The organism is Pseudaminobacter sp. Soil_N_29 (genome assembly GCF_057656055.1).
The window spans coordinates 113,419-137,422 of record NZ_JBDGLC010000006.1; the positions used below are offsets into that span (position 1 = coordinate 113,419).

Annotated in this window: 17 protein-coding genes and 1 tRNA gene; 9 read left to right on the forward strand and 9 right to left on the reverse strand. The window is 63.0% G+C overall.

Going from position 1 to position 24,004, the window contains the following annotated elements:
* Positions 1 to 160 precede the first annotated feature (160 nt).
* The 3 genes from AC3A4H_RS15100 to AC3A4H_RS15110 are packed head-to-tail and all read left to right on the forward strand — an operon-like array spanning position 161 to position 5,944.
* Complete coding sequence (locus AC3A4H_RS15100) at positions 161 to 1,159, forward strand: ImuA family protein (RefSeq protein ID WP_487767410.1); 999 nt, start codon at positions 161 to 163, stop codon at positions 1,157 to 1,159.
* A complete protein-coding gene (locus AC3A4H_RS15105) occupies positions 1,134 to 2,552 on the forward strand; it encodes a Y-family DNA polymerase (RefSeq protein ID WP_487767602.1) in 1,419 nt (472 codons plus the stop codon). The genes AC3A4H_RS15100 and AC3A4H_RS15105 overlap by 26 nt, the downstream gene beginning before the upstream one ends.
* Entirely contained in the window at positions 2,549 to 5,944 is a 3,396-nt protein-coding gene (locus AC3A4H_RS15110; RefSeq protein WP_487767411.1) for an error-prone DNA polymerase, read from the forward strand. The genes AC3A4H_RS15105 and AC3A4H_RS15110 overlap by 4 nt, the downstream gene beginning before the upstream one ends.
* Positions 5,945 to 6,048: 104 nt before the next feature.
* Here the strand turns inward: AC3A4H_RS15110 and AC3A4H_RS15115 are convergent, their stop codons facing one another.
* The 4 genes from AC3A4H_RS15115 to AC3A4H_RS15130 form a co-directional block, all read right to left on the reverse strand.
* Entirely contained in the window at positions 6,049 to 6,267 is a 219-nt protein-coding gene (locus AC3A4H_RS15115; RefSeq protein ID WP_487767412.1) for a Trm112 family protein, read from the reverse strand.
* Positions 6,268 to 6,290: 23 nt separating this feature from the next.
* Positions 6,291 to 6,962, reverse strand: coding sequence for an LON peptidase substrate-binding domain-containing protein (locus AC3A4H_RS15120; protein WP_487767413.1), 672 nt, complete (start codon positions 6,960 to 6,962; stop codon positions 6,291 to 6,293).
* Between the two features lie 75 nt (positions 6,963 to 7,037).
* Entirely contained in the window at positions 7,038 to 8,012 is a 975-nt protein-coding gene (trxA, locus tag AC3A4H_RS15125) for a thioredoxin (RefSeq protein WP_487767414.1), read from the reverse strand.
* An 86-nt stretch (positions 8,013 to 8,098) separates the two neighbouring features.
* Complete coding sequence (locus tag AC3A4H_RS15130; protein WP_348778726.1) at positions 8,099 to 8,596, reverse strand: prolyl-tRNA synthetase associated domain-containing protein; 498 nt, start codon at positions 8,594 to 8,596, stop codon at positions 8,099 to 8,101.
* A gap of 231 nt (positions 8,597 to 8,827) precedes the next feature.
* Between AC3A4H_RS15130 and AC3A4H_RS15135 the strand changes: the two genes are divergently transcribed.
* From AC3A4H_RS15135 to AC3A4H_RS15150, 4 genes are all read left to right on the forward strand, one after another.
* A tRNA-Gly gene (locus AC3A4H_RS15135) sits at positions 8,828 to 8,902 on the forward strand.
* Between the two features lie 756 nt (positions 8,903 to 9,658).
* On the forward strand, positions 9,659 to 10,723 hold the full coding sequence (locus AC3A4H_RS15140; RefSeq protein ID WP_487767415.1) for a HamA C-terminal domain-containing protein: 1,065 nt from the start codon (positions 9,659 to 9,661) through the stop codon (positions 10,721 to 10,723).
* A 28-nt stretch (positions 10,724 to 10,751) separates the two neighbouring features.
* Positions 10,752 to 13,277, forward strand: coding sequence for a DEAD/DEAH box helicase (locus AC3A4H_RS15145; protein ID WP_487767416.1), 2,526 nt, complete (start codon positions 10,752 to 10,754; stop codon positions 13,275 to 13,277).
* A gap of 78 nt (positions 13,278 to 13,355) precedes the next feature.
* Positions 13,356 to 14,483 carry a hypothetical protein gene (locus AC3A4H_RS15150; protein WP_487767417.1) on the forward strand — a complete coding sequence of 376 codons (1,128 nt, stop codon included), beginning with the start codon at positions 13,356 to 13,358 and terminating at the stop codon, positions 14,481 to 14,483.
* 382 nt (positions 14,484 to 14,865) lie between these two features.
* Here AC3A4H_RS15150 and AC3A4H_RS15155 read toward each other — a convergent pair whose 3' ends face one another.
* Positions 14,866 to 15,687, reverse strand: coding sequence for an HNH endonuclease (locus tag AC3A4H_RS15155; protein ID WP_487767418.1), 822 nt, complete (start codon positions 15,685 to 15,687; stop codon positions 14,866 to 14,868).
* Positions 15,688 to 15,689: 2 nt separating this feature from the next.
* The gene (locus AC3A4H_RS15160; protein WP_487767419.1) at positions 15,690 to 17,357 is read right to left on the reverse strand and encodes an AAA family ATPase; all 1,668 of its coding nucleotides are present in this window, start codon (positions 17,355 to 17,357) and stop codon (positions 15,690 to 15,692) included.
* Positions 17,358 to 17,732: 375 nt separating this feature from the next.
* Here AC3A4H_RS15160 and AC3A4H_RS15165 point away from each other — a divergent pair, with 375 nt between their 5' ends.
* Positions 17,733 to 18,362, forward strand: a complete 630-nt coding sequence (locus tag AC3A4H_RS15165; protein WP_487767420.1) for a DUF2026 family protein — start codon at positions 17,733 to 17,735, stop codon at positions 18,360 to 18,362.
* Between the two features lie 96 nt (positions 18,363 to 18,458).
* Positions 18,459 to 19,175 (forward strand): HNH endonuclease, encoded by a 717-nt coding sequence (locus AC3A4H_RS15170; RefSeq protein ID WP_487767421.1) that lies wholly within the window; start codon positions 18,459 to 18,461, stop codon positions 19,173 to 19,175.
* 798 nt (positions 19,176 to 19,973) lie between these two features.
* Here the strand turns inward: AC3A4H_RS15170 and AC3A4H_RS15175 are convergent.
* From AC3A4H_RS15175 to AC3A4H_RS15185, 3 genes are all read right to left on the reverse strand, one after another.
* Positions 19,974 to 21,305: an HlyD family type I secretion periplasmic adaptor subunit gene (locus AC3A4H_RS15175; protein WP_487767422.1), complete on the reverse strand. Its 1,332-nt coding sequence runs from the start codon at positions 21,303 to 21,305 to the stop codon at positions 19,974 to 19,976.
* Entirely contained in the window at positions 21,305 to 23,011 is a 1,707-nt protein-coding gene (locus tag AC3A4H_RS15180) for a type I secretion system permease/ATPase (protein ID WP_487767423.1), read from the reverse strand. Before AC3A4H_RS15180 ends, AC3A4H_RS15175 begins: the two co-directional genes overlap by 1 nt.
* Positions 23,012 to 23,049: 38 nt before the next feature.
* Positions 23,050 to 24,004, reverse strand: a 955-nt coding sequence (locus tag AC3A4H_RS15185; RefSeq protein ID WP_487767424.1) for a calcium-binding protein, incomplete at its 5' end; no start/stop codon positions are given.

Here is a 24,004-nt window from a genome sequence, read left to right on the forward strand (position 1 = left end):
TTTTACGCGAGGCTGGGGAAATAGGCGCGAAGGCCACGCGAGAAAGCTTCGATCAACATTCCGAGAAAGGAATAAATTCCTCTTCGAGCGCTTGACTCTGCCGGGGCGCTCTGGAATCAATAAGAACATAACAGGAACAAATATCGGAAAGCACACCGTCATGGCGACGTCCGCCGTGGCGCAGGCAACTGTTTTTGCCTTGCGCCAGAAAATAGCACGCATCGAGGGCACCCTGCCGGAACGGCTGGTGCCTTCCGCCGAGGCGCGGGCCGGCGAAGGCGCGGTGCTGATGCGGCGCCATGGCATCGCGGCGGAACCGCGCCTGGCAACCGGCGCGCAGGCTTTCGATGCCGCCCTCGGCGGCGGCCTGCCGATGGCGGCGCTGACCGAAATCCATGGCGCCGAAACGCGCGATGCCGGGGCTGCGAGCGGGCTTGCCCTGGCGCTGACCGGGCTTTTGCTGGCGCAGGCGCGGCAAAGGACACCCATGCTCTGGATCGGCACGGCAGAAATTTTCCGCGAGGCCGGTGTGCCCTATGCGCCGGGCCTGTGCGCCCGCTTCGGCATCGGAGCGGACGAGGTTCTGATCGCAGAGGCGCCGAGACTCGCCGACGCCTTGTGGATCGCCGAGGAGGCCGCCGGCCTGAAGGCCTTCTCGGCCGTGCTGCTGGAGATCCGCGGCAACCCGCAAAAGCTCGACCTCACCGCCACGCGCCGCCTGCACCGGCGCGCGCTGGGCGCGGGGCGGCCGGTCTTCCTGCTGCGGCAGGCGGCCAGGCCAGAACCGACCGCTGCCCCGCTGCGGCTCGTCGTCTCGCCGGCAACGGCAGCACCTCGCCACACCATCGCCGGGCCGCTGGCCGGCTCCATCGGCCCGCCCGGCTTTGTCGTCAGGATCGACAAAAGCCGCCTTGCCCTGCCCGGACAGTTCACCCTGGAGTGGAACGCCGATGAACGCTCATTTTCCGAAAGACAGCAGCCGGCCTTCGGGCCAGCGGATTCTGGCGCTGTGGTTTCCGCATCTTTGCACGGAGCGCATCCTGCGCCAGCGGCTGGGGCGGTCGTGGCGTTCGCAGCCGCAGGCGGCGCGCCCGCCGCTGGTCGTCAGCCATCGCGAAAAGAACACGCAGCGCATCGCAGCCCTCGACGAGCAGGCTGAGCGGCTGGGGCTGAAGCCCGGCATGGGCATTGCCGACGCCCGCGCCATGCACCCCGGCATCGAGATCGTCGAGGCGGACCCGGCCGCCGACCGCCGGCTTCTGGAAAGCCTGGCCGACTGGTGCGACCGCTACACGCCGCTGGTGGCGCTGGACGGGACAGACGGCCTGTTCCTCGACATCACCGGCTGCGCCCATCTGTTCGGCGGCGAAAAGGCGCTGCTCGACGACCTGCTGGCACGCTTCTTCCACCAGGGGTTCGATGAGCGCGCGGGGCTTGCCTCCACGCCGGGGGCGGCCTGGGCGACGGCGCGCTTCCGCAGCCCCGAGATCGTCGAGCCGGGGGGCGAGGAGAGAATGCTGGAGCCCCTGCCGCTGGCAGCACTTCGGCTGGAGCCGGCGACCATCTCCGGCCTCGAAAGCGTGGGGCTGCGCAATGCGGGCTCGGTTCTGCGCAGCCCCCGCGCGCCGCTGGCGCGCCGCTTCGGCGCCGGCCTGATGGCCCGCATCGACCAAGCGCTGGGGCGCATCGAGGAGGCTATTTCGCCGCGCCTGCCCGTCGCGCCGCTTTCGGTGGAGCGGCACCTGGCCGAGCCGATCGGGCTGATGGAAGACATCGAGCGGCTGGTGCTTCTGCTGGCCACGAGCCTGAGGGCGGATCTGGAGCGGCGCGGCGAGGGCGCGCGCGCCCTGCAACTACTGCTGTTCCGGGTCGACGGCATGATCAGCCGCATCGGTGTCGGCACCTCGCGGCCGCTGCGCGCGCCGGACCTCATCGCAAGGCTGTTCCACGAACGGCTGGCGGCGCTGGAGGATGCGCTGGACGCCGGCTACGGCTTCGACCTCGTCCGGCTCTCGGTGCTGGCGGCAGCCTCCTTCGACATGGCCCAGACCGATCTTGCCGGCGAGGTGTGCGGCAATGACGAGGACCTCGCCCTCTTCGCCGACCGCGTCGGCGCCCGGCTTGGCGCAGATGTGGTGCAGAAGCCGGTTCTCGTCGCCAGCCATGTGCCTGAACGCGCGGTCGCCGCCATGCCCTTCGCCGCCGCCGTCGGCGCGGCGATGCCGGCAAGGGCCAAGCACTCGCCCCCCGCGACCCAGGAGCGGCCGATCCGCCTGCTGACCCATCCCGAGCCGGTGGAAGTGGTGGCCGCCGAGATGCCGGAAGGCCCGCCCGCGCGCTTCCGCTGGCGCCGCGTGCTCTACGACGTGGTGCGCGCCGAAGGCCCCGAGCGCATCGCGCCGGAATGGTGGCGCGAAGAGGCGGATGCACCGACCCGCGACTATTTCCGCGTCGAGGACGGCGCCGGCCGCCGCTTCTGGCTGTTCCGCCGGGGGTTTTACGGCACCGGCGACACCGGCCCGCGCTGGTTCATGCAGGGGCTGTTCGCATGAAGGAGAAAAAGGTTCCGCGCGCGCCCGTTGTTTCGCCGGCCTATGTCGAATTCGGCGTACAGTCGAACTTCTCCTTCCTGCGCGGCGCCTCGCGGCCGGAGGAGCTGGTGGTGGCCGCCTGCCTGCTCGGCCATGCCGGCCTGGGCCTTGCCGACCGCAACACGGTGGCCGGCGTGGTGCGCGCCTGGAGCCAATCGAAATGCATCAGGTTTTCGGAAAATGCCTTGCCGGTGAGGCTTGATTACCACCCCGGCTGCCGGCTGGTCTTTGCCGACGGCACGCCCGACATATTGGCCTATCCGCAGGACCGGAAGGGCTGGGGGAACCTGTGCCGCCTGCTGACCCAGGCCAATATGCGCGAGGAAAGCCCGAAGGGCGCGCCGCTGGTCTATGCGGAGGATCTTTTCGAGTGGGGCGAGCATATGTCGCTTGCCGTGCTGCCCGAGCTTTCGGCGGCGGCGGCCGCCGGCCAGCTTGCCCTCATGCGCCAGATGAAGGAGCGCTTCGGCAAAAATGTCTGGCTTGCCGTCGCGCCCGACTACAGCGGTAACGACCGCTTCCGCGTCGCCCAGGCTGCCGCGATTGCCAAGGCCGCCGGCGTTCCGCTGATGGCGACCAACGACGTTCTCTACCATTCGGCCGACCGACGCCCGCTGCAGGGCGTGGTGACCGCGATCCGGCTGAACAAGCCCGTCGCCGAAGCGGGCTTCGAGCTTGCCGCCAATGCCGAGCGCCACCTGAAGCCGCCGGCCGAAATGGCGCGACTGTTCAAGGCCTGGCCGCAGGCCATTGCCGAGACGCTGCGCTTTGCCGAAACGCTTTCCTTTTCGCTCAGCGAACTCAGCCACAATTACCCCGACGAAACCACGAAGGAGGGCGTGGACCCGCAGGAAGAACTGGAACGGCTGACCTGGGAAGGTGCGCGCGCCCGCTACCCCGAAGGCATTTCCGCGAAGGTGCAGGGCCTGATCCGGCACGAGCTCGCAATCGTCGCCGAGAAAAAATACGCCCGCTATTTCCTGACCGTTCAGGACATCGTTCGTTATGCGCGCTCGGAAGCAGTAGGCATCCTGTGCCAGGGGCGCGGCTCGGCCGCCAATTCGGTCATCTGCTATTGCCTGGGCATCACCGAGGTCGATCCCAACCTGACCGAGGTGCTTTTCGAGCGCTTCGTCTCGACCGAGCGCGACGAGCCGCCCGACATCGACGTCGATTTCGAGCATGAGCGGCGCGACCAGATCATCGCCTATATCTACGAGAAATACAGCGAGGAGCGCACCGCGCTCGCCGCCGCGGTGGTCAGCTATCGCGGCCGCTCGGCGTTGCGCGAGGTGGCCAAGGCGATGGGCCTGTCGGACGATGTCCGCGACGCGCTTTCCGGCTCCGTCTGGGGCTGGTCTTCCTCTGAAGTCGGAGAAAGGGAGGCGAGGGCAGGCGGCCTCGACCGCGCCGACCCGCTGGCGCGACACGTGATCGACCGCGCCAACGACATCATGGGCTTTCCCCGTCATCTGTCGCAGCATGTCGGCGGCTTCGTCATCACCAAGGACCGGCTGGACGAGATCGTCCCCATCGTCAAGACGGCGATGGACGAGCGCAAGATGGTCGAATGGGACAAGGACGACCTCGACACCATCGGCATCTTGAAGGTGGACATCCTCGCGCTCGGCATGCTGTCGTGCCTCAGGCGCGCCTTCGACCTGCTGGAGACCCATTACAGGGTGCGCGACCGCTATGGCAGGCGGCTGACGCTGGCGACGATCCCCAAGGAGGACAGGCGGGTCTACGACATGATCTGCCGCGCCGACACGATTGGCGTCTTCCAGATCGAAAGCCGCGCGCAGATGTCGATGCTGCCGCGCCTGAAGCCGAGAAAATTCTACGATCTCGTCATCGAGGTGGCGATCGTGCGGCCCGGCCCGATCCAGGGCGACATGGTGCACCCCTATCTGCGCCGGCGCGAGGAAAAGGAGAAAGTGGAGTATTACCGCCCTGAGCTGAAGAAGATCCTCAAGCGGACCCTGGGCGTGCCGCTGTTCCAGGAACAGGCCATGAGCATCGCCATCGAAGCCGGCGGCTTCTCGCCGGGCGAGGCCGACCAGCTGCGCCGGGCCATGGCCACGTTCCGGCGCACCGGCACCATCGGCAACTATCGCGACCGCATGGTCAAGGGCATGGTCGCGAAGGGCTATCCGAAAGATTTCGCCGAGCGCTGCTTCAAGCAGATCGAGGGTTTTGGCGAATACGGTTTCCCCGAAAGCCACGCCGCCTCATTCGCCCTGCTGGTCTATGCCTCCTGCTGGTTCAAGACCTTCTATCCGGACGTCTTCTGCGCGGCGATCGTCAACTCGCAGCCCATGGGTTTTTACCGCCCGGCGCAGCTCGTGCGCGACGCCCAGGAACACGGCGTCGAGGTCCGGCCGGTCGACATCAATGCGTCGGACTGGGACTGCACGCTGGAGGCCACGCCCTTCGACCCGATGCGTATCGCCCCCCGGCACGCCGAGATGCGCGGCGTGATCAGGTCCGCGCATGCGGTGCGGCTCGGCTTCTGCCAGATCAAGGGGCTCAGCCAGGCCGACATGGAAATTTTCGTGAAGCGGCGCGGCACCGGCTACGATTCGGTGCGCGACGTGTGGCTGCGCTCGGGCCTGCGCGTCCACGCCATCGAACGCCTGGCCGAGGCCGACGCCTTCCGCTCGCTGGGGCTCGACCGGCGCGACGCCCTGTGGGCCGTGCGCGCGCTGCGCGGAAGTGGGGCCGAGCGACTGCCGCTGTTCGACCGGACCGAGCTTCGCCTGCGCGACAACGAGCCGGAAATGAAGCTGCCCTCCATGCCGCTCGGCGAGCATGTCGTGCATGACTATCGCTCGCTCGGGCTTTCGCTGAAGGCGCACCCCGTCTCCTTCCTGCGCGCGAAACTCGACCGGGCCGGCATCACCCCCAGTGCGCGGTTGGGCCAGATGGCCAATGGTCAGCGCCTTTCCGTGGCCGGGCTGGTGCTGGTGCGCCAGCGGCCGGGCTCGGCCAACGGCGTCATCTTCATGACGCTGGAAGACGAGGGCGCGACCGCCAACATCGTCGTCTGGCAGAAGGTGTTCGAGCGCTTCCGGGCCGCGGTGCTGGGCGGGCGCTTCGTGCGGGTGAACGGCCGGCTGCAGTCGGTTTCAGGCGTCATCCATGTCGTGGCCGACACGGTCGAGGACCTGTCGCTCTGGCTGGGCGCGCTTTCGGAAGCGGCCCAGCCGGAAGGGCAAGCAGAACAGCGCCAAGGCAAGGAAAACCGCGGACGGCCGAAGACACGGGCCGCCGGAAATTCCGCCGAGCGCGACCGAAAGATCCTGGCCGAGGGCGTCCACAATGTCATGCCCAAGGGGCGCAATTTCCAGTGAGCGCCAGCGACCTTTCAAGGACCGACGACCTAGGTGGCGATTTTCGCATCTCTTCGAGCGTTTCCGGCGCGACCGTATATGCGACCCTAAAGTGCCTGGCGGATCTAGCCCCCCTTGCCGGACCGGGGCTTCTCGTCAATGTCAAGCGAGCGCGCTTCCGACGGCAGCATGATCGGGATGCCGTCGCGCACCGGGTAGGCAAGCCGCGCCTGCCGCGACACCAGTTCCTGGTGCTCTTCGTCCCAGACCAGAGGCCCCTTGGTGAGCGGGCAGGCGAGCAACTCGAGAAGCTTTACGTCCACGGGAGTGTTTTCCTCTCGCATGATGCTTGCTCCGCGTCGCCGCCCTATTGCAGCCCCGAACCGAACTCGTCGTTCTCGCGCGCCAGCACCATTTCGGTGATGGCGATCAGCGTGTCGGCCCGCGTCTTCAGGTCCGGCGCCTCCAGCAGGGCCTGCTTCTCGGCCGCGCCATAGGGCGCCATCATCGAAAGCGCATTGACCAGCATGGCGTTGTCCGCGCGGCTGACGCCTTCCCAATCCGCTTCGAGGTCGTTGGCCTCCAGATAGGCGCGAAACACCCGCAGCAACGACACACGGTTGACCTCGCCGCCGCTCGGGTCGTCGGACAGGTCAGTCACGAAGGGCATTATCCGGCATTGGCGGAACGGCGTCTTGACAGCCAGTTCCTGCGCGACCCGGAAACGGCACACCCCCTGCAGCGAAATGAGATAGCGTCCGTCGCCGGTCTCGGCGAAGGAAGTGATGCGGCCGAGACAGCCGACGGCACAGATTTCCGGCTCGCCGTCATCGCGCAGCGCCTCATCCAGCGAGGGCTGGATCATGCCGATGAGCCGCGCCCCGCCGATCGTCTCATCGATCATCTGCAGGTAGCGCGGCTCAAAGATGTTGAGCGGCATACGCCCGCCGGGAAGCAGCAGGGCGCCCGCGAGCGGAAAAACCGGCACGGTGGCCGGAATGTCCTTTCCAAACCGGTAATGCGCATTTCCCGCTTGCAAATTTCTCTCCTCCGCACCGTCCCGCTAATGATCTGGTGCGCAGCGCTGCCGGCGCAAGCCCTGCCGTATCCCCGCTCAGGAAAACAGAAGCGACGACAGTTTGCGCCGGGTGGCGAGCGTCACCTCGTCGGCCATGCCCCAGGCTTCGAAAAACTGCAGAAGCTGGGCCCGCGCGCCGTCATCTTTCCACGTACGGTCTGCCTTCACAATCGCCAGCAGATTGTCGGCCGCCTCCATGCGCATGCCCAGCGCGTTCTGGATCATGGCGAGGTCGAAGCGCGCCTCGTAATCGTTCGGATTTGCGGCCAGCCGGGCCTCGAGTTCCGCAGGGTTGCCGAGCGTGGCAGCCTGTTCGGCCAGCGCCAGCTTGGCGCGGACGGCCGAAAGCGCCGGCGCATCGGCCTTGTCCGCCGGCGCGCGCTCCAGCATCTGCCTGGCGGCCTCGACGTCGCCCATCTCGAACAGGAGGTCGGCGAGGCCGGCCAATGCGTCGACATTGTCCGGCGCCTGCTGCAGAACCGCGCCGAAAAGGTCGGCCGCCGTCTGCATGTCGCCGGCGCCGCGCGCCTCCGCGGCAGCGGCCAGCGCGTCCGCAATCTGCGGCCCCGGACCCTTGCCGGCCACCTTGTCGATGAAGGTGCGGATCTGGCTCTCCGGCACGGCGCCCATGAACCCGTCCACCGGCTGGCCATCCTTGAAGGCGATGACGGCGGGAATCGACTGGATGCCGAGCTGGCCGGCGACGGCCGGGTGGTCGTCGATGTTCATCTTGACCAGCTTGACCCGGCCGCCCGCTTCCTGAACCGCCTTTTCCAGCGCGGGGGCAAGTTGCTTGCACGGCCCGCACCAGGGCGCCCAGAAGTCGACGAGAACGGGCTGGCGCCTCGATTCCTGAAGCACATCCGCGGCAAAGCTCGCGGTCGTGATGTCCTTCACCTCGAAGGGCTTGGCTGCTCCCGCCGCAGGGCTGCCGGACCCGGACCCGCCATAGGTGATGTTCGTCGCATAGTGGCCGGCGCCGCCGCCGAATGAATTGTCCTGGTTGCTCATCGCTGCCCTTTCAAACGCGTGCGCGCCTTTTCATCATGCCGCCGCCGGACCACCGGCGAAACACACCTTCGCCCACCATGTGGCGATCATGCCGCAACTTTCAAGACAAGCGGTTCGTGGCCTGTCTCCTTCACGAATCTGACCAGATCGGCATTGGCGATCGACGTCGTCGCCTCGTTGGTCAGCGGATGGGCATTGATGATGTCATTCTCCATCAATGCGCTGTCCAGGACGAGCTTCACCTTGCCGACAGTGTCGTTGATAAGGCCGAAAACGGTAACTGCGCCGGGCACCACGCCCAGGAGTTCCATCAGCGCCTCCGGCTTGCCGAACGAAACCTTTCCGGAAGCGCCGATGACATGATGGATCTGCTTGAGGTCGACCTCGGCGTCCTCATCCACCGTCACCAGGAAGAAATTGTCCTTCCGGTCCTTCAGGAACAGGTTCTTGGTGTGGCCGCCGGCGATCTCGCCGCGCAAGGCCTGCGAATCGGCCACCGTGTAAAGCGGGGGGTGTCTTGTGGTGCTGACCGAAATCCCGAGCGAATCGAGAAATGCGAAAAGCTCATCGGGACTTTTGGGCATGTGAACTTCCTGGCTGCTGGATCCGATTCGCAATGGTTTACGGCCAAAGAAGCCACCGAAACAACCCCTCGGGCCCTGCCCACCGGGATTTCGCACCGGCGAAACGCCTGAGCCAAAAGGCTTTTTGGCCGGCGGCGGACGGAAGTTTCGAAGACCGCAATTTTCCCTGTTGCAATCGATCAGCTCTTCGGCCATATAGGCGCGGCTTCCGGCACACAACGGGTCGGGCGAGCGGGTGTAGCTCAGGGGTAGAGCACAACCTTGCCAAGGTTGGGGTCGAGCGTTCGAATCGCTTCACCCGCTCCAATTTCCTTCGGGAAAACAAGCATTTAAAGCGGCCACCTTCGGGTGGCCGTTTTGCTTTGTAAAGACGGGGAGCGGGCCGGGGAGTGCGCTCCATGGTTCTTGGTTCCGCATCTGCCCATGATCGCATTGGCCAAGTTTCGCCTATGGGCCGGTACTCATGACCCGAACGCCTTTCAACAATCGCCTCGAAACCGGAAGTTCGCTAACAGGGCTTGCTCCCGACATAGCTTCTGAAAACCGAGCTTCGGGCGACCACTTCGACACTGGCCGAGCGGCCCGGCGGCCGCAGCAAACTCGACGGTGAAGTCCCGGCCTGTCCGGTCGCGGGTGTCGCTGTTGCAGTCCAGACCGCCTCGCGCGCAAAGGTTCGCGAACAACATCTCGCCGGTCGTTCGGGATCGTAGACCGATCGTCGTTCCTCGCCACCGCCATCTCTACTGATCAGAGAGAGCTACACCGCGTCGCCTTCGCAGTGCTGCGCCAACGCGCCGCGACTAAAGAAGCGTGATACCTCGAGGTCATCCGTGTTCCATTGGGTCTGGAGCGGGAGATGTCGATACAAGCTACCAGTCTAGCGAAGATGTGGCCGGATCCTGAAGAGACTGAGTTGTTGCTGTAGGTGGATCACTAGATTAATGGCGAATGATCAAAAACGCAGCCGAATTGACGTATACATAAATTCGAAGCATACTTCTAACTGTCTGCGCTGAATTGAGCGGAATGCTTGCCCCAGAAGAGAACATCTAGAGAACATGCTTGCCGAATTCGGGGGAAACGTCCTGCGTGTCTGATGCAGTGCTCGCCCCATCCCCATCGCCCAACAAGGAACTCGAGGACGCGCTAGCGGCACTGAAGCGTGACCTCTCGAAGCTGTCAGTCAACCTCCGATCAATCGACCACACATTGACGACCGAGTGCGACGGGCTAACGCTGCGCTTGCATTATCCCGCGTTCCGCCAGCGCAAGCCGATGGTCTCGGAACTCATCGACGCGGTTTCGATGCACATCGTCAATTTCTGCCTGCCTCGACAGCAGGTGAAAAACCTGCACGACCAGTTCGACAAAGTCGGCTCTGAGGAGTTTGTGCAGATGTTTGAGGTTCTCCGCCAGGAGGCTTACGACCTCTTCAAGCGGGCGCATCTCGCGACCAACCGAAACGGGGAGGCCGGCGAGCTTATCCTTTACCTGCTGACCGAATGGTTGCTCGGCGCGCCACAGATCATCGCTAAGATGTCGCTGAAGACTAACACCGAGATGCCGGTGCACGGCGCAGACGGCGTCCATGTCCGCTTCTGCACTGACACCGGTCGGCTCTACGTCTACTGGGGCGAAGCCAAGCTCTATCAGGACCTCAGCGACGCCATCGCCGAGGCCACGAAGTCGATCGCGGAGTCTCTCAAGGACGAGAAAGTTAAGCACGAGATATCGCTGGTGAAGCGCTACCTTGATCTCTCCGGCCTGACCGCTCCGGCCAAGGCGGCGATGCTGGGCATGCTGGACCCGTTCGGATCCGGCTATGCGAACCGCTACGACGTCATCTCCTGCCTAATCGCATTCGACTTCGACGCATTTGCCTCATCGCTGGCGTCGGAGGCCGATGCCGAGGAATCCTTCCGCAAGCTGGCGCTTGCCAAGTTGGGCGAGGTCGCTCCCAAAATCGCAAAGTCCCTCAAGGATAAGGGCATGACGCATCAGCCAGTGGAGATGTTCATCATGCCGGTGCCGTCGGTTGCGCGTTTCAGGGAGCTCTTCCAAGACAAGATCGGCTGGAAGCAGCCGGTTGCTGCCAAATCGAAGAAAATTCCGGCCGCCAAGAAGTAGAACGCGCGGGGTAAACGGGGGATCACTAGTGCAGGAGTTGGCCGACCACATCTGGAACAACAGCCGATTCCACGACGCGGCCGCGCTCGTCCACAGGACCTGGCTTGCCCGCGAGCTCGGCAAATCGCTTACTAGGGAGGTCACTGCGGACGACGCCGTTAGGCTCATACAGGCCGCAGCGGTGCTGGCATGTTCGACCAACCCGGAACACCGCCGGCAGGCTTACCGGTCGGCAACGGCGGCCTATGAAGTGATAGGCGCCAAGACGCTGCCGATGCAGCAGGCGCTACGCGTCGTACTTGCCCGCCTTGGCAACTTTCCGGCGCTAAAGACCCGGGAAGATGTCGATCGTGCGGGCGCCGACTTGCCAATCGAGCTCGCACTCGAGGAGCTGGCTCTGTCCGACGAGCGGCGCGTCCTCCTGCGTGAGAAGCCGGTGCTGCTGACCGACTTCCAGCACGAGCTCTGGAGCAAGCTAGGCGAGGGCCGCAACCTGGCGGTGGGCGCGCCCACGTCGGCGGGCAAGTCGTTCGTCCTGCAAGGTCATCTCGCCCGCGTGTTCGAGGAGGGCGACGACTACACCGTTGTCTACCTTGTGCCGACCCGCGCGCTGATCGCCCAGGTCTCGCGCGATCTCTCCGACCTCTTTTCCGGGGCAGCTGGCGCGCCCGAGATCGTCACTGTCCCGCTTGACTCCGACCAGGCCCTGCCGCGGCAAGCCATTCTTGTCATGACACAGGAGCGCGTGCAGCTGATGCTGGCTTCGCATTCCGACATGAGTGCCGATGTCGTCATTGTCGATGAGGCGCACAGCATAGCCGACCGCGGCCGCGGCATTCTGTTGCAGTGGGTCGTTGACGACCTTCTCCGCCGCCGGCCCGACGCCCAGCTATTGTTCGCCAGCCCCGGTATCCGGAACCTAGAGGTGTTCGGCCGTACCTTCGGACTCGATGACGTGGAGAGCATCCCGTCGAAAGAGCCGACGGTGGCGCAGAACTTCCTAATCGTGCGCGTCACGTCACCCCGACAGGGCGAATTCTCCGTCTCGAGCATTGAGCCCGGCGGCGAAGAGGCGCTGGTCTGCGAGTTCGCAATCGGTCAGACGCTCGCGTCCAAGAAAGACCGGCTGGTCCAGATCTCGGCGGCGCTCGCCAAGGGCGCGCCGAGCATCATTTATGCCAACGGAGCCGCCGAAGCAGAGGACTTTGCGCTTCAGCTCGCCGAACTCATGTCTGACCGCGAGACGACGCTGCGCCGTGAGGCGGTCGCGCAACTCGCCGGCCAGTCCGTCCACCCCTCCTACGTCCTCGCCCAGACTGTGCGCCGGGGCGTCGGCTTCCACTACTCGAACATGCCAACTCAGGTGCGCCAAGCGGTCGAGGACGCCTTCGCGGACGGGACCATCGACTTCTTGGTGTGCACGAGTACGCTGCTTCAGGGCGTCAATCTGCCCGCCAGGAACGTCTTTATGTGCAAGCCGGAGAAAGGCCGAACCTATCCGCTGGAGGGGACGGACTTCTGGAACCTTGCTGGCCGCGCCGGACGGCTCCGCCGTGAGTTCCAAGGCAATATCTTCCTCATCGACTACGACGAGTGGAAGACCAAACCTCTTGACCAGCCGCGGGACAGCGAGATCGTCCCTGCTCTTCAGGCGGGAGTTACGGGAAGGCTCGAGGACCTGGTCGCCACCATGGCCGACGATGACGCGGACGGACGGCCGGGCGATGCGGACCTCGAGACGCTTTTCGTGCGGCTGCTCGATGATCACGCCCGTGGCGAGCTGCCGACAACACTCGCGAGGCTCGCGACTGCCGGGGTTCCCGAGAAGACGACAGAGCGCGTCAGCGCCGCGCTCGACGAGGCGGTGATGGCTATTACGCTTCCGGTCGAGGTTGTTCGACAAAGTCCGAACCTGTCGCCGTACCGGCAGCAGTCGTTGCATGCCAACTTGCTGTCGGCGGCGGGAGGCGACAAGGCGAAGGCCCGAGCGCTAATTCCAGCGCATCCGCGCGAGAGCGGCGCTTACAATTCCTACTCGATGGTCCTGAAGTGCTGCAACACGTACCTGCTCGGTCTTCCGGCGACCGACCGGCGGCACAAATACCACGCGCTTATGGCCGTTTTCTGGATGAAGGGCGATCCGCTTCCACGGATGATCGATAACGCCATAAGCTACAAGGATGGCCAGAACACTAGGCGCGTCATTCGAGATACGCTCGACACCATAGAGAAGGTTATCCGGTTCGAGGTTGTGCGGCTGATGTCCTGCTACTGCGCCGTCCTTGTGCGTGTGTTCGAGGAAATCGGATTCCCCGAGCTTGCTAAGTCGGTACCGCCCCTTCCGCTCTATCTCGAGGTCGGCGCCTCCGACCGGTCAATGATTAGTTTCGTGGGGCTCGGCCTGTCGCGGGTCGCAGCAGCGATCCTCAACGACGCCACCGTCAATAAGGGCATGACCGTCAACGAAGCCAGGACGTGGCTGAGGGGCGCGCCCCTGGAGGCGTACGAGCTTTCGCCGCTGCTCATTGAGGAGATCAGGCGTGCGGTACGCTGACAAGACGCCGCGCTGCACGCCGAGTGGCAGCGCGGCGCGGAACGGTCTGCGCTCGGATCGACATGAGAGGAGAAACTTGTGACCAGACGCCCGACGGCAGTACGAAAGATCAAGATCATGATCTCCAGCCAGTGCAACCGTACCTTTCCGACGGACGGTCGAAAGCTTACTGAAATTCGCCGAGATATTCGCGACCGGCTCGAAGCACAGAAGCTCGCCGGTGTCAGCATATTCGAAGTCTGGATTAACGAGGATGCGACCAGTCGCGGCACTGACACGAACAGCCTAGACGCATGTATCAAGGAGGTTCGCAAGGCAGACATATTAATCTCGCTCGACGCCGGCCATGCCGGCTGGGCAGCATCCGACGGAGATGTCGGCATCTGCCACAGCGAGTTGATGACAGCTCATGATGCGTCGCCGGCGAAGATCCGGGTAATCAGGCTCGAAGGGACACAGCCACTCGCCGACGAGTTCGCGGCTTCGAACGACCGCTTTCGGCAATATGTCGGCCGGATCAATCCTTTTCGTCAGACAGTACAGACCGAACAGGAATTAATCGATGCAGTCGACAAGGCGGTAGCCGACGCCGTGACGTCCCTAGTCGGGCTCGGCGTTCGCGAAGCGAGCAAGGGCGGGTTCGCATCGGGCGACGCGCTTGAATGGAGCCGACTGGGCTTTGCCGACCGTGCCACGCGCTTGCGTGAAACAATGACCGCGGCACTTGTTGAGAGCGGTGCAACCGAACTTGCGCCCGATCTGGTCATCGCCGACATAGATCGCCACAAAGTCGCTCTACATCTCCACGCGGCACCTGCTAGCCTTAGCATACCCGCTAGCCGGGAAATGGTTGGGCGACCGTTTCTCGGCGACCATCGCAACATTGAAGGCTATCCGGCCGATGTGATCGGCCCCGTCCATCTCATCGGTTGTGCTGGCGGCACGACCGAAGCGCAGGCGCGAACAATGCTAGGCTTTCCCGATGCGACCTTTGTCACCCCGGGATTCGGCATCTTCGCAGCCGACAAAGTCCAGCAAATTCAGTTCGCGCTGCTCAAGGACTGCCGTGACGACACTACCACACGCAACGCGGTACATCGCTTCCTACAGTGGCTGAGCGAAACTGGCGAGGATGCGCAAGTCGTCGACCGTGCTACACGGCGCCGCGCGGTCGCGACGGCGATCGCGACACAAGTTTCTGCTTAGCTTGGCACCAGCCGAGGCCATCACGTTCGCGGGTCAGGCTGCTGAACCCTGATTGGCCACACCAAGATTGATAACACCGTTCGATACCTCGGCGTGGACCATCGAATTGCGCTGCTCTTCGCAGAGGGAACTGGCTCGGCTAGCACCTGCCTCGGGCGGTACGAGAACGATGAATGCAGGCGGCTGGCTGTTTTCAATGCATTGTTGCGGTTGGCCGTCCGCGCGGTACTATGCACAACAGGTTTCGCACGACGGAAACTGGCTCTCCTGATGCGAATTTCGGGATTGATAGAGATGCCGGAACCGTCCACCGCCACCTATGCCCGCCCGGCTTTCGCAGAAGCGGCGACATTGGTGACTTGCGAAGTCCGCATATTTGCAATCAGGAGTTCGAACGTAGCGCGAGCGCCTTCTGCTCGAGGTAACTCTGGGCCGCAGCATCCGCGATCACTCCGCGGATCAACGCGGTCCTCCAGCCATTGAGGCCGAAGCTGCGCGCCGACCATTTCAGTTCGTCCGACCAGACTTGTCCGAGATCGGTGAGGAAGTCTCGATGGTCCGCGACGGCCTCTGGTAACTCTTGCCAATAGGTCGCCATTTGGACATGAAACTGCGGCCCGAACACATGTCCCAGATGAAACGTGATGGTGGTCTTCGCTGTTCCCGTCAACGTCGGGTTCGGCACCGCCTTGAATGTCGCTGCGGCATAATTCGGCGTGATCTCCACTTGCCAGACGGCCTCCTCCGCCCACCGATCAAAATACGGGTGAATGAAGCGCTCCGGACTCGACGATCCTTTGACCGTGCGACCCTTGGCACCGCTGTTGCAGAGACCGCATGCCGGAACGAGATTGGAAGCCAGAACTGAGAATTCGGGATAGTCCTCTTTGGGTAGATAGTGGTCGAGCGTTCCGATCGACGGCGAGCCGCACACGGGACAGCATCGAATCCCCTTGGTTTCCCTGATCCGCTTGATGGGGCCGCCGTTCTTGCGATTAGTGTAAAGCTCCAGCTGTTCGGCTTTGATCGACGGTTGGAAGGTCGAGGCGGAGACCAGCCAAGGATCGCCTTTGGCCGCCCTGTAGTTCGCATAGGCCTTTTTCCAGACCGTCTCGTGAGGCCGGAAATGGGCGGCGCTCTTCAGGATAGATGCAAGCTTCTTGTCTTCCTCGGCCTGGGTGATCGGCAGTTCCAACGCCCACATGGTCAGTCGCTCGCCCCGTCTCGGATCGTCTTAGCGATCAGTGACAACGTGACAGGGCTCAACTGATCCCCGAACTGCTCGACCACCGCATCGATCCCGATCTCCTTGCCGGTTTCCTGTGCCCATTCCTCCAGACGTCGCTTGTGGCGCGGGGATACGTCTCCATCCTGAAAGACGAACCGGGAAAGTTCGTCCAAGGTGGCACCGAAAGTCTGCATGCGCGGTGAGCCGGGAACGACAGAAGTTCCCTCCCTGTAGAGCACGTTCACGCGCTGGCGGGGGACTTCCCGCAAGACGTATGCCGAATGGGTGGCGATAATGGCCACGGACTTGGTGCGGGCAAGCAGATCCTGCAGGATGTCCATGAACTCGGTTACGTAATTGGGGTGGAGATGCGTTTCGGGTTCATCGAACAAGAGCAGACTGCCTGTCTCGACCGACGCTACGGCCTGAGCGCAGAACTGCGCCATGGCGAGCTCGCCGCTACTGAGTCGTCGCGGGATAAAGGACGATGACAGTATGAGCGCCGGCTGATCCCGATCGACGGCCGCGATCAGGATGTTTTGTTGTTTTTCGTTGAAGTTGCTGCGGATAGAGACGTATCGTCGGTCGGCGACCTCCACCACACTGTGGAAGTCACTGAGATCGGCTTCCGCCTTGAGCGGCAAGTGAAGGCCGGCGAAGAGACCGAGTTTCTCCAACAGGCTCTCCAGCAGAGCCATCCTATTGCGGGTCCAACTGGCCTTGAATTTGGAGCCGTCATCGCGCATGCAGTCAAGAACCGCAGCGATGAAGCCGGCACCGAGGGGCACGGAATCCGCCGTTACAGCAAAATACTCGTAATCGATGCCGAACCAGGGCTCGATCGTGTTGCGATAGGGGTCGCTAGCAACCGAGGAGAAGAGCAGGGTCCGGCTCACTTTCGGACCGGGCGTGACCGTCACTTTGAAACCTTTGGCGTCCTCACGTCCCTCGGGGGCCGTCATTGCATCGACCAAGGATTTGATCAGTTGGGTCTTGCCCACCCCGTTACGGCCGATGAGAACGCATATACGGTCATTGAAAATCGGATCCGGCTCGAAGTTGAATTCTGCGACTACTGCCTCGCCCAAACGGGGCAGCTCGGCCTCGATCTCGAATGTGACGGCCGAATCGTCGACGTCGGGTACCGGGTGCTGACGCAGGTATCGGCCGCCACGGCGCAGTGCAGTGTACCTGCTTGAATTGCGGATGACACCGATATGGAATTCGGTGGAGTCGGATAGCTTTATGGTTTCTTGGTCCTCGCCCTCGATGCGGGCAAGCACGACATCCTTCAAGATCCGCAGTCCGGTTACTGCCGCGTCGAAGCCGAGAGCTTTGACTAGGTTGGCGTAGCCAATCGCCTCGTTCTGGAGAGAACAGAAAGGGATCTTGACTGCGCTCAGCGGAACTGGCGTCCCGGGTCCTAGCAGCCGTTGCAAGACGGTAGCGGTTGACCAATTCTCGTGGAACATCAGCCGGAACGGAACCGTAAAGTCATGTTCGGGGTCCGCGTCCGGCAGGACTACCAATGTTGCGAAGTACCGTCGCCCATAGTCGTTCCAGTCGTCGAAATCGGGAATGATGCCGATCGCCGGACGGGCGAGGCTCGCGATGGATTCGTAATCCTTCGTGATGACGACCGACATGTCGATTGCCACAGCTGGTGCTTTAGCCAAAGGTTTCCCCAGTCCTTTCAAATCCGGTGCCTCTTGCTTTGGAATGATTTCCGTAAAGCATTGGTTTCCGGAAAATATTATTTGGTTTACCAACTTGTCGATGAACCCAGGTCTAACGACCTGTCGGCCCTGTGGACATTGTGCTCGTGGGACGCCTGAGCGCTCGCATTGGGGCCATCGCGGACAGTTGACTACGTCCGAGATGGGTTGTTTGCCGAATGTCCGCTTCAGCCAAATGTGTTTCGAAAGCGGACCGGCAGATTTCGGCCAGCGACGCGGCCCGATTCCTGCCGCCGGGGGGAGTGACTGGAGTGACTAGAGTGGGTCTTTAATGAGGAACGCGACGTGAGCCAGTTTTTGATTCCGATAAGCGAGTACAACCGCATCCATCAGGTTGCGCATGGCGTCCTGAAGGACATCGGTCGTGTCGAAAAAGCCTGCCAATTCTTCGCCTTTTTCGGGGCGATGGTGCTGAACAAGCACTACAAGATTACCGCCCGTGCGGTGGCTGGCGGCTTTGCGATCTGCATCAATGCCAAACCCGAAGTGGCGTTGTTCGGCCAAGCCGAGAACGGGCGTGTCTCAAGCTCGCCAGGCGGCTTCCATATGTGGGTGCAAACCGAGGCCCACGTTATCGACTTCATGGCTCCGATCTATCCAGAAGCATTCGCCGACGCGGGGCCGGCAACGACCATCCCGCGCCAGATGTTGCAACGTCCGCTGACAACGGAAGCCGGATCACTGGACGAGTTGAATACGCCTGGCGCGTTCTACACGTTGCCCGATCCAGACATGACGGCAGCAATGATCGACGAATTCCTGGGACGCCCCCAGAATACCGATCTCCTGGCGATCGCGGACAGTTGGTATGGGGGCCGCCGCCGTAAGCAAAAGCGCGCTTTCACCATGCAAGATAATTTTGGTGAGAGGATCGAACTGCGTCTGCCCGCAACGACGGTGACAAAGGCTTGGTAATGTCGGAAAACAACTCCTCATGCCGCGCCTTTGGCTGAGTACGCCGACGGCTTAGCGTAGACAGGCATCCGAGAGCGACGGGAGCGCAGCCGACCGGTGACTGACCTGATTTTCGAGCGGAAACACGCCTTGGAGGCGATCCGCTTGACCCAAGCCAATGGGCTGGAATGGCTGTATGAGAGCTATCCCAAACCGAACGGGCAGATGCGTAGATCCAGCACGGGGTTCCTGATGCACGAGGGCGTGCCTTACCCCGTGAAACCGCTGGGGCGTCTAGCGAACGAGATCGCTGGGAGTCCCATGACAAGCAACCCGATTACCAACGTATTCCAGAGATATTTCGAGAACTTGCAGTTCCAACTGATAGACAGCCCGGAGGACGAGGCGGAGAGCGCGGCCGAGCGCCAGCGCCGTCTGGCGGAAGTTTGGGAGCGCCGGGGCCAAGCCAAGTTTCGCCGCGCGGTCTTCGAGCTGTTCGGCGCGCGCTGTCTGGTGACCGGATGCGAGACGCTGATGGCCTTGGAGGCCGCGCACGTTCTGCCCGTGTCCAGCGGGGGCCGCGACGAAGGATGGAACGGCATCCCGCTGCGCGCCGACCTGCACCGGCTGTTCGACGCCGGCGTCATCATGCTGGAGCCCAGCACTTGGAAGCTGTTCGTCATGGAACCCGTGCGCAAGGAATACGGCCAGTATCACGGTCTGGACCTGGGGCCGGTCATCGCCAAGATCAGCGACGGGCCGAAGCTGGCGGCGGCGCTCCGGAAACGGCTAGGTCTAACAACCCAGATGCGAGCCGATCAGACATCCACGTAGCTGGTCAACGGCATCAGGAAGAGCCGCGGACGTTTTCTCGTTGGCGAATGCGGGAAAAAACGTGGTCATTTTCTGTGCGGATATCTTCCGCGATGCGGCCCATCCCTACATAGTCGCGGCTTCGGCTCCCGTCCGGTTTGTCTGCATTGTGTGGCCCCTCCAGGCACCCCATAGGGAACGTGCGCTGCAGGTTTCGATGGCGAGCCCATGGCCGTTGTCGGTAATACCCAATGGACCAGCGACCTGAAGAGGGGCTGACGAAGCGGGGGGTGAGTAAGCGTTAGGCGGTAGCCTAAGTAACGCGGCTTGCCGGCGGGCATCATCGCAGAATATCGCCGCCCAGCCGACCTTTGGCATGCAATCCACGATTGCCTGAAAACCTGGGTTCATTGCCCCCGGCATTCGATGCAGCGATCGGGATAGTCTTCTGGTCGTCTCGACCGCCGAAGCTGCGGCGGGCGGAGCTTACATATCGCTGGTTTACCGAGAAGGTCGGCGTGAAAGGATTACTGGTCCACCATACTCCAACCAAGGTTAGGATGCCGTGCCTCAATGCCGTCTCCTGCAGTCAGTCGCTAGCCGGTGGGGGCAAAGCCTTATAGCTAGTTTTGAAGTCTCCTCAAAAAAAACTCCCCGAGGGCTCAGGCCATTCCCCCGTTCGCGGCAATCGCGACGATGTAGAGGGCGGTCTCCCCCACCCATAGCGGGCTAACAAATCACCACTGCTTGCTGTCGAAATGTCCAGCGGTAGTTCACATTGCGGTGTCTTATCAGTCACCGGTAGATCATTCTTCCTGCTTAATCTTCCTGGAAGGCGTGAGCGAAGCTGTCGGCAAAAGGCTGAAAGAGATATTCGAGCATCGTGCGCTCACCCGTCACAATGGACACATCAACCGGCATTCCCGGATAAAGCTTCACGTAGGGAAGGTGCCTGAACTGGGCGGCATCCACCTCGACCGTCGCTGTGAAATATGTCGTTCCGGTTCGCTCCTCGACCACCGCATCGGCCGAGACGCGGGTGAGCATTCCTTCCAGCGTCGGCGTGACCCGCTGCTTGAAAGCCACGAGGCGCACTGCTGCCGGCAGGCCAGGGCGCACGACATCAATATCCAGCGGCTGGATCTTCACGTCCAGCACCATCTTGTCCTGTACCGGTACGAGGTCGAGAAGGGCGCCACCCGGCGCGACCACCCCGCCCGACGTGAAATAGCGGAGGTTCATAACCACCCCGTCCTCGGGAGCGGAGATCTCCCGGCGCTCTACACGCGCGCCGGACTTCGCGAGCGTCTTTTCGAGCTCGGAGCGCTTGATCTGAACTGCGCGAAGGTCCTCGGAGGCGGTCTTGACCTGTGAGGCCCGTAAGTTCTCGATCTGCGCCTCGGCCTCCGCGATCTGCTGCCTGAGGCCTTCGATCCGCGCCCGATTCCCCTCCGCGTCGCCTTCATTGGCGGTGATCTGTCGCTCCAAGCCTAACACGCGTGACTTCACCCCGTAGCCTTTCTTAAGCAGCGTCCGGGCATCCTCCAGCTCCTCTCGAAGCGAAGGGAGCTGCTGCTCGATCGCGTAGATCTGAGAGACCAGCGCCGAGATCACGGCCTGGTGCTGAGCGATCCGCTGTCGCCAGACCTCGACCTGGGCCTTCAGCACCTCGGCCTGGTCCGAGAAGATGCGCGCCTGCCCGGTGATCGCCTCGGCGACGGCCGGCTCGTTCCGCCGGGCTACCAGCTCCGCCGAAAACGTAATCTCGGTGAGACCGTTGCGCTGCGCCGAGAGACGGGCTTCGCTGGCTAGCAGTGCATCTAGCTCATCGCGTGCGGAATTGCGGTCGTACTCGGCATCGAGTCCGTCGAGCCGGACCAGCACCTGCCCCTTTTTGACCGCATCCCCCTCGCGGACCAGGATTTCCTGTATGATCCCGCCCTCCAGATGCTGGACGGTCTTGCGGTTGCTGTCGGCCTTGACGACGCCTGGCGCAACCGCCGCGCTCGTCAGCGGCGCAGTCGCCGCCCAGAAGCCGAAGCAGCCGAACATCAGTCCGATCACGGCAAGGCCGCCGACGACATGGCTGCGAACCGGTGGGTGGGTGGGCGGCGGCGCCAGCTGGGTTCCCAGGGGCGGGGCCGTTCTCATTATGCGCTCCTTTCGGAGCTAACGACCCTCATCTGAGGGTCTGGACGACGCAGCTGCGCGAGCACTGCGTCGCGCGGTCCGAACATCTGCGCGTGGCCTTCATTGAGCACCAGCACGGAGTCGACATGCGTCATCATCGATGGCCGGTGGGCAACTATGACGATAGTGGAGCCGGCAGCTTTCACTTTGGCAATCGCCTCGTTCAGCGCCTCCTCTCCGGCAGCATCGAGGCTGGAATTTGGCTCGTCTAGCACCACCAGCACGGGGTGGCCGTAGAGTGCTCGGGCGAGGCCGATACGCTGGCGCTGGCCGCCGGAAAGCGTCGAGCCCTGCTCGCCGATCTCGGTGTCGTACCCCTTGGGAAGTCTCAGGATCATCTCATGCACGCCGGCCATCTTCGCTGCGGCCACGACCTCGGCCGGGACGCCTTCCTCCATGCGGGCAATGTTCTCGCGGATCGTGCCGGGAAAGAGCTCGACATCCTGCGGCAAGTAGCCGACGTGGCGGCCGAAATCAGCTCGATTCCAAGCAAACACGTCAGCGCCGTCGAGCCGCACCTGCCCGTGCTGCGGCGAAGCCATGCCTACGAGCAGCCGGGCGAGCGTCGATTTGCCCGCTGCCGAGGGGCCGATCATCGCCAGCACCTCGCCGGGCGAGAGCGCGAAAGCGACGTTCTTCAGCACGGCCGCTCTCGCACCGGGCGGCACATAGGTCACAGCTTCGACTGAAAGGCGTCCCTGCGGGCGCGGCAGCTCCATCCCGGTCGGACGTAGCGGCGGGGCCTCAAACAGTCGGTTCAGCCGGCCCCATGCCTCACGTGCGCCGGTTGTCTGTTTCCATGTGGCAATCGCCTGTTCGACCGGGGCGAGCGCGCGTGACATAATGATGGAGGCTGCGATCATTGCACCGGGTGAAACTTCGTGGCGCAGCGAAAGCCAGGCGCCGAGCCCAAGCACCGCGACCTGCAGAAACATGCGGAACGGCTTAGTGAACGCATTGATCAGGCCGGCGCGTTCGCTGGCGAGCGACTGGAGCGCGAGCACTTCGACGTTCGCCGCGTCCCATCGCCGCAATAGCGTGCCACCCATCCCCATGCCGTCAATTACCTCGGCGTTGCGGAAACCCATATCAGCCGCCTGGTAAGCACGGGCGGAGCCCGCAGTGGCTTGCTTGAGTGCGCCCGCCGTCAATGCGTTGTTGGCGAGCGCCAACGCAAACAGGATTATAGCGCCGCCGAGCGCCAGCAGCCCAAGCAGCGGGTGCAACAGAGAGATGAAGATGAGATAGAGCGGCATCCACGGGGCATCGAACAGCGCCATGATGCCGCCGCCGCTTAGGTAACCACGCAAGGTGGCGAGGTCACGTAGCGCCTCTGTCCGATAGACTGCGCCGCGCAGCGCGTTTTCAAGCCCGCGCCCCAGCACCTGCGGCGACAGCACACGGTCGATCCAAGTGCCGAGTTGCACCAAGAGACGCGAGCGGAAGAATTCGAGCGCTCCCATCGCTGCTAGCGCGACGGTCGCGATCAGCGTCAGATAGACAAGCGTCTCCACGCTGCGGCCGGTCAGCACGCGGTCATAGACCTGCAGCATGTAGACCGAGGCCGACAGCACGAGCAGGTTGATGAAGAAGCTGAAACCCGCCACCGCGACGAAACCGCCGCGGCAACGGGAGAGGGCATGCTTGAGCGGAGACTGACCTTGCATCGTGCTGATCTCTGCCTGCCCCCCCTTTATGAATGCCGTCAGGCGTTCAGATTGAAGTCGCTAAAGGTGAGTGTGGAGACTCCCATCAGATGGATTTCGATTATATCGGCTCCGCTTGATACGCTCTGCGCCGAGCTTCCGGTATTGGCATAAACAACCATATTGCCGTCACCATCACTCTGCCAGGCCACGGTTTGGGCGGCGAGAAGTCCATCAGAGACGGTGCCAAAACCCTTTAGGCCCAAGCTTTTTGCAAAATCGATGAAGTCGTGACCCGAATCCCCCGTCCCGTGTTGAAAGTCGAGAATTGTGTCGAAGGCAGAGCGGTTCGAATCTCCCACCGCAGTGTAGACAAAATGATCATCGCCGGCTCCGCCACTTAGCCAGTCGGCGCCACCCAGGCCCTTGATCGTATCGTTGCCGCTCCCGCCGAAGATGTAGTCGACGCCGCTGGAGCCTGTCAGCCCGTCGTTGCCGGCTCGGCCGTCAGCGATCGTCGGGTCCGTGTTTCCAAATTTGCTGCTGACCACGAATCCATCGTGGCCATTGCCACCATTGCTGCCGTTGCCGATCCAAACATTGAAGGACTGCGAAGCAGAAGCAGAGTGACCGTCCTTCGCAGTAACGATGAGCGTACCCCAAGCTTCTTGTCCATTGGGGACACTCGCTGTCAGCTTGCCGGAATTTACGTCAATTGTGATTGAACTGTTGGTGTGGGAGCCGGAAGCATGCGTGAAGGAATACAAATATTGTACGCTGTCACCCGCATCGGGATCCACCGAGAAGAAGCGGCCCAAATCGATGTTGGTCCCGTCGACGATCGGCGCCGAACTCGGGATGAACACCGGGGAACTGGGCGCCTGGTTGACCGTCGGCGCGTCGTTGGCGCCGGTGATGGTGATCTGCGCCGTCTGCGCCACCGAGGCGCCGTGCTCGTCCACCACATCGTAGCTCAGCTCGAGCACCGCGTTCTCGCCCTGCTTGAGCGAGTTG

Coding starts and splice junctions, on each gene's coding strand:
- AC3A4H_RS15100 (WP_487767410.1), top strand. CDS start 161: ATGGCGACGTCCGCCGTGGCGCAGGCAACTGTTTTTGCCTTGCGCCAG.
- AC3A4H_RS15110 (WP_487767411.1), top strand. CDS start 2,549: ATGAAGGAGAAAAAGGTTCCGCGCGCGCCCGTTGTTTCGCCGGCCTAT.
- AC3A4H_RS15115 (WP_487767412.1), bottom strand. CDS start 6,267: ATGCGAGAGGAAAACACTCCCGTGGACGTAAAGCTTCTCGAGTTGCTC.
- trxA (WP_487767414.1), bottom strand. CDS start 8,012: ATGAGCAACCAGGACAATTCATTCGGCGGCGGCGCCGGCCACTATGCG.
- AC3A4H_RS15130 (WP_348778726.1), bottom strand. CDS start 8,596: ATGCCCAAAAGTCCCGATGAGCTTTTCGCATTTCTCGATTCGCTCGGG.
- AC3A4H_RS15155 (WP_487767418.1), bottom strand. CDS start 15,687: ATGTGGGCGTTGGAACTGCCGATCACCCAGGCCGAGGAAGACAAGAAG.
- AC3A4H_RS15160 (WP_487767419.1), bottom strand. CDS start 17,357: ATGTCGGTCGTCATCACGAAGGATTACGAATCCATCGCGAGCCTCGCC.
- AC3A4H_RS15175 (WP_487767422.1), bottom strand. CDS start 21,305: ATGAGAACGGCCCCGCCCCTGGGAACCCAGCTGGCGCCGCCGCCCACC.
- AC3A4H_RS15180 (WP_487767423.1), bottom strand. CDS start 23,011: ATGCAAGGTCAGTCTCCGCTCAAGCATGCCCTCTCCCGTTGCCGCGGC.